This window comes from Marinitoga sp. 38H-ov, assembly GCF_011057715.1.
Lineage (GTDB): Bacteria > Thermotogota > Thermotogae > Petrotogales > Petrotogaceae > Marinitoga.
Map to the genome: position 1 here is coordinate 1 of NZ_LNGH01000050.1, position 6639 is coordinate 6639.

The 6639-nt window shown below is 26.2% G+C and carries 6 protein-coding genes; 1 reads left to right on the forward strand and 5 read right to left on the reverse strand.

The features are described 5' to 3' along the window. Window positions 1-181 precede the first annotated feature (181 nt). The 5 genes from AS160_RS09870 to AS160_RS09890 are packed head-to-tail and all read right to left on the reverse strand — an operon-like array spanning window position 182 to window position 3700. Window positions 182-502: a heavy metal-binding domain-containing protein gene (locus tag AS160_RS09870; protein ID WP_165148407.1), complete on the reverse strand. Its 321-nt coding sequence runs from the start codon at window positions 500-502 to the stop codon at window positions 182-184. 14 nt (window positions 503-516) lie between these two features. Then, a complete protein-coding gene (locus AS160_RS09875) occupies window positions 517-1767 on the reverse strand; it encodes an alpha/beta fold hydrolase (protein WP_165148410.1) in 1251 nt (416 codons plus the stop codon). 13 nt (window positions 1768-1780) lie between these two features. Further along, window positions 1781-2536: an ABC transporter permease subunit gene (locus tag AS160_RS09880; RefSeq protein ID WP_165148413.1), complete on the reverse strand. Its 756-nt coding sequence runs from the start codon at window positions 2534-2536 to the stop codon at window positions 1781-1783. Beyond that, on the reverse strand, window positions 2533-3306 hold the full coding sequence (locus AS160_RS09885; protein ID WP_165148416.1) for an ABC transporter ATP-binding protein: 774 nt from the start codon (window positions 3304-3306) through the stop codon (window positions 2533-2535). Before AS160_RS09885 ends, AS160_RS09880 begins: the two co-directional genes overlap by 4 nt. Window positions 3307-3343: 37 nt before the next feature. Beyond that, a complete protein-coding gene (locus tag AS160_RS09890) occupies window positions 3344-3700 on the reverse strand; it encodes a GntR family transcriptional regulator (protein WP_165148419.1) in 357 nt (118 codons plus the stop codon). A gap of 201 nt (window positions 3701-3901) precedes the next feature. Between AS160_RS09890 and AS160_RS09895 the strand changes: the two genes are divergently transcribed. After that, the gene (locus AS160_RS09895; RefSeq protein WP_165148422.1) at window positions 3902-6409 is read left to right on the forward strand and encodes a heavy metal translocating P-type ATPase; all 2508 of its coding nucleotides are present in this window, start codon (window positions 3902-3904) and stop codon (window positions 6407-6409) included. Window positions 6410-6639 lie beyond the last annotated feature (230 nt).

The window sequence follows — 6639 nt, forward strand, 5'->3', positions numbered from 1 at the left end:
TCTTGACTTATTACCGGAGACTCTCTATTATTATTTAATGCTATAATAACATATAATAAAAAAATAGAAAATAATGTTTATAGTTGATTAGAATTGATTATTTCTGATTATTATTAATTATAATACAAATAATACATAATATTAATAAACATTAACAAATTCAAACAAAAAGATTAAATTATTATTTTTTAATTAATTTAACAGCAGTACCATATGCAAGCATTTCAGATGCACCTTGCATTACTGCAGAGCTAGAAAATCTCATGCCTATAATACCATCAGCTCCTAATTTTTCAGCTTCATCAACCATTCTTTCATATGCAACGTTTCTTGCTTCTGTAAGCATTTCAGTGTATCCTTTTAATTCTCCACCAGCTAAAGTTTTAAAAGCAGCAGCTATATCTCTACCTATATGCTTTGAATGTACTGTATTGCCAACTACTATACCTAAAACTTCTACAATATCATATCCAGGAATAGTTTCTGTTGTTGTTACTATCATAAAAATTCCCCCTTTCAATTATTTTTTACCCATTCAACAATATCTTTTATAACCTTTTCATCAACATGACCTTCGCTATAATATTCATATGGATTTGGATCCCCATCACCTTTAATAAATAAATGGTTTAAATCATCATATAATTTAGAGTTATTAGCATATTTTTTTAATATATCATAATCTTTTTTTGTTACTTGGTAATCTCTTTTTCCTTGTAATATTAAAATTGGTATATTTAAATCAGGTAAATATTTAGTAGGCATATATTCTCTTAATTCTTTATAATAATATACTGGTGCTCCAAGTACATTTACATTGTTATCTAATTCATTATTTCTAGTCTTTTTTAATTGTTCAATTATAATATCATAAACCTTAATATTTTCAGCATCTTCGAATTTTTTTAAATATTCCAATTGTTCTATAGTTAATTCTTCTAATTGTCTAGCTGGTGCTGCCATTAATATTATACCAGAAATTCTTTCATTATTTTTTGCAATATATGGAGCTAAATACCCTCCTAAACTATGACCTAATATATATATTTTATCAACATAATATAATTTTGATAAATATTTAATAGCATAATTTACATCTTCAAATACTTCATCGTTCAATGTTATTTTACTCATTTTATCTCCATATACTTTTGTTCTTTTATCATATCTTAATACAACAATGTTATTAGAAGATAATCCATATGCTAAATCCTTAAATGGTTTGTTAGGCCCAATAGTTTCATCCATATCATTTGGACCAGATCCATGGACTAAAATTATTGCAGGAAATGTTTCTTTTCTGTTTGGTACAGTTAATTTTCCATTTAATTTCCACTTTTCACCTAAGGTTATATCTATTTCATTGAATTTAGAAGTATCTACATAACTTGGATTATTATATACATAATTCTTTGCTTGATTAAAAAATAATCCTGCTATTTTACCATTTTTATCTACGCTAATAATTATAGATAGTTTAGTTTTTTCAAAATTTGATGTAATTATATATACTTCATATTCACCATTTTTGGTAAAATCTATTTTTTCCATACCTTGAAACTTTCCATATGCTTTTTCTATTGTTTCCCATGTTTGTTTTAATTTTGATTCTGGTAATTGTTTTTTCATAATTTCTGTACTCATATCAATAGCTTTATCATATTTATTTGAGTATAAATATTTTAGATAATTAATAGCTGTATTTTGATACTTTGAAAATCCAACTATTGATAGTATTAATACTAAAATAACAATTAATTTTTTCATAAAATCATCCCCTTTAAATTTCTTTGTTTTTAAATACATAATAACTTGCTAATAGTATAAATCCACCAATAACAAATAAACTTCCTGAATATACCAAATTTATTTTCCCTTCAGAAAATATTTTTCCACCTAATGCATAACTATATGTATTTAACCATTTTAATGGTTTTATAAATCCAAGCGCAGTGGTTATTGTTAATAATCCAGCAGATGATAATATTGGTTTAACCTGATCATTAAATATAATTGAAAAGAATACTGTAATATTATTCCAAAACCATACAGTAATTAAACCATGAACAATATATTTTAATGCATATTCATTTAAAAAATATTTTCCAACAAAGAAAGAGTATATTATTGGTAATATACTACCAATAATGATTAGACTAAAACCAACAATTAAACTTGAAAATACTTTTGAATAAAATACATAATCACGAGATTTTCTAACTAATAAGAATTCCATAGTTCCATTTTCTATTTCTTTTGAAAAAAGGGGAAATGCTAAAATAATTGCAAAAATAGGTATCATTTGGCCAAAATTTTTTCCAAACCATTGTGTGAATATATATATATTCCAATCTTTTAATTGAGATACTACAGCTAATGCTCCAAATTTTTCTGCATATAATTCAATTACTTCTTTATTTTCTTCTAATATTCCGAGTATTGCTTTTTGAAAAGGAGCTAATGAAAAGAACAGTATTAAAATAATTATTAAAATACTAATTGCTCTAGTTTTTATGTCTAATAATTCTTTTTTCATTCCCATTCCCCCTTTACAATAGCTTCAAATATATCATCAATAGTAACTTTTTCTCCATCTTTGTTTTTTACAATCCATACATTTTCATTTTCTAATTTTTTCCAAAGGTATCCATTTATTTTTTTGTTTTTTGGTAATGTTATAGCTGAATACTTCTTTTTTATATCATCTAAATAATCATTTTCCAATATTATTCCTTTTGACATTATTGCAATTCTATCTGCAATTTTTTCTACTTCTGATAGTATATGACTAGTGTATAACACACTTTTTCCATTGTATGTTAATTCCCGTATTAAATCTAATATATTATTTCTCATTATAGGATCTAATCCCCAGGTTGGTTCATCTAAAATATATAAATCAGCATCTTGGGCAAGAGTTAATGCTATATATAATTGAGTTAGCATTCCATGAGATAAATTAGATATTTTTGTTTTTTTATCTAATTTAAATTCGTTTATTAAATTATATGCTTTTTCTTTTGAAAAATTATATGTAGTAGAATTAGTTATTTCTATCATTTTTTCTATAGTATATCTTTTGTATAACTCTTTTTTTTCTGGTAAATAAGCAATTTTTCCATTAATATGTATATTACCAGAATCATTTTTTCTTAAGCCTAATATGCATTTTAATGTAGTGGTTTTACCAGCTCCATTTGGACCTAATAGTCCAAAAATTTCTCCATCTGTAATTTCAAAAGATATATTATTTACAGCTATTAAATCCCCATATTTTTTTACTAAATTATCAACTTTTAATATCATAATTCACCTCCATTTATATTTATCATGTATTTTATCATTAATCATATATTTCACCTATAATTTCAAACAGTTTTTCTTTTTCTATTTTCAAATTTTTTGCAGATAATGCTACTTTTTTAAATTCTTCCATTATGTCATTAATCATTTCATCTTTATTTATTCCAATAACAACATATCCAGATCCTCTAATTGATTGAATAATTCCTTCTTGTTCTAATTCTCTATATGCTCTTGCTACAGTATTTAAATTTACTCCAATTTCTTTTGCTAAAACTCTAATAGATGGAATATATTCATTTTCTTTTATTTCGTTTTTTGCAATTTTTTCTTTTATCTTATTTTTTATTTGTTCATACACAGGAATATGTGAATGAAAATCTATATAAAACCACATAATATATCACCTCACTGTAATATTATACTATTACAGTATGAAAATGTCAACTAGAAAATAATTAATTGAAAAATAGTTAATATAACATTATATATTTAGAAACAGTATATCAATAATATTTATAATTATGTAACTTATAAGGGTTATAATACAATTAATCCCCCCGTATAGGGGGTGGATATAAAAAAAGGAGGAATTATTATGAAAGTTATTGAAAAAGAATTAAATGTTATTGGAATGACATGCACCTCTTGTGCAACAGCTATAGAAAAAAAATTAGGAAAAATAGAAGGTATAGAAAAGGCAAATGTAAATTTTGCAACAGAAAAACTTTCATTAAAATTTGATCCAGAAAAAGTTGATGAAGAAATTATAAAAAAAGCGATTAAAGATGTTGGGTATGATGTAGAAGAGCATATGAAAGAGAAAACGGTTACAATACCTATTGAAGGAATGACATGTGCATCATGTGCAAATGCAATAACAAAAGAAATTAATAAGCTTGATGGAATTATAACGGTAAATGTAAATTTTGCAACAGAAAAAGCTGTTGTATCATATGATCCAAATGTAACTAGATTATCAAAAATAAAAAAAGCTATTGAGAATGCAGGATATAAACCATTAGAGGTTAATTCTAAAGATAGCGTTGATTTTGAAAAAGAAAGAAGAGAAAAAGAAATTAAAACATTGTGGAGAAAATTTTTAGTTTCTGCAATTTTTTCTATTCCATTACTGTATATTTCAATGGGACATTTGTTAGGATTAAATTTACCTGTGAGTATTAATCCAGAAACTAATCCTTTTAATTTTGCATTAATTCAATTATTATTAGTTATTCCAATAGTTATAGCAGGATATAAATTTTATACAATAGGATTTAGAAATTTATTTAAGTTAAGTCCAAATATGGATTCATTAATTGCAATAGGTACTTCAGCGGCAATATTATACGGTTTATTTGGAACAATACAAATTTATTTAGGTAATACAGAATATGCAAATGACTTATACTTTGAAACTGCTGGCGTTATTGTTACATTAATTCTTTTAGGTAAATATCTTGAAAGTGTCACAAAAGGTAGAACTTCAGAAGCAATTAAAAAGTTAATGGGCTTACAACCAAAAACAGCTTTAGTATTTCAAGATGGAAAAGAAGTAGAAATTCCAGTTGATGAAGTAGAGGTTGGAGATATTTTAATAGTTAAACCTGGAGAAAAAATTCCTGTTGATGGAATTATTATTGAAGGATACACTTCTGTTGATGAATCAATGCTTACAGGTGAAAGTATTCCAGTAGAAAAAAATGTAAATGATAAGGTTATTGGTGGTTCTATTAATAAAAATGGAAGTATAAAATTTAAAGCAACTAAAGTTGGAAAAGATACAGCATTAGCTCAAATAATCAAATTAGTTGAAGATGCACAAGGTTCAAAAGCACCAATTGCAAAAATGGCTGATGTTATTTCAGGATATTTTGTACCAATAGTAATATCAATAGCAATAATTGCAGCGATAGCTTGGTATTTATCAGGCGCTGGGCAAATATTTGCTTTAACAATATTTATTTCAGTATTAGTTATAGCTTGTCCATGTGCATTGGGATTGGCTACTCCTACGGCTATAATGGTAGGAACAGGTAAAGGTGCTGAATATGGTGTTTTAATAAAAGGTGGAGAACCATTAGAAACTACTCATAAAATAAATACTATTGTATTTGATAAAACTGGGACAATTACAGAAGGAAAACCTAAGGTTACTGATATTTATACATCTGGAAAATATTCTAAAGATGAATTATTAATAATAGCTGCATCAGCAGAAAAAGGTTCAGAACATCCTTTAGGTGAAGCTATAGTAAAAGCAGCAGAAGGAAAAACTTTGAGAAAAGTAGATAGTTTTATGGCAATTCCAGGACATGGTATTGAAGTAAAAATTGATAATATGAATGTTTATCTAGGAAATTTAAAACTTATGAAAGATAAAAATATAGAAATAACTTTAAGCAAAGAAGCTAGTAAATTAGCAGATGAAGGTAAAACCCCAATGTTTATAGCTATTGATGGAAAATTAGAAGGAATTATAGCTGTTGCGGATACTGTAAAACCTTCTAGTGCAAAAGCTATTGAGAAACTACATAAAATGGGAATTAAAGTTGCAATGATTACTGGAGATAATAAAAAAACAGCTGAAGCAATAGCAAAACAAGTGGGAATAGATATAGTCCTTGCCGAGGTATTACCACAAGATAAAGCTAATGAGGTAAAAAAGTTACAAAATGATGGAAATATAGTTGCTATGGTTGGAGATGGAGTAAATGATGCACCAGCTTTAGCACAAGCAAATGTGGGTATAGCAATAGGTTCTGGTACAGATGTAGCAATTGAATCTGCAGATATAGTTTTAATGAAAAGTGATCTTGAGGATGTAGTTACAGCAATAAAATTAAGTAAGGCAACAATAAGAAATATTAAGCAAAATTTATTTTGGGCATTTGGGTACAATACCGCAGGAATACCAATAGCAGCAGGTTTATTACATGTTTTTGCTGGTCCATTATTGAGTCCTATGATTGCAGCTGCAGCTATGTCATTTAGTTCAGTATCTGTATTATTAAATGCTTTAAGATTAAAAACTTTTAAAAAGTCTCCGGTAATAAGTCAAGAGGGAAATAAAAAAACAATGAAAATTAACAAAGATGAAAAATAACAAGAATTCAGAATAATACAGATAGAAAAAAGAGTAAAACAAATATTATGCACATGGTGCAAAAATTAGAATTATTTAGTTGTTTTGTTAATTGTAAACGCTTAATTATTATTATTGATTATTACTATCATCCTTTAAAAACACCATTTTTTTAGAAGATTGAGATAATTCAATAGGATTATAGGATGAATTATTTTTAAGCATATAATAAATACTTCTAACTAGTTAGA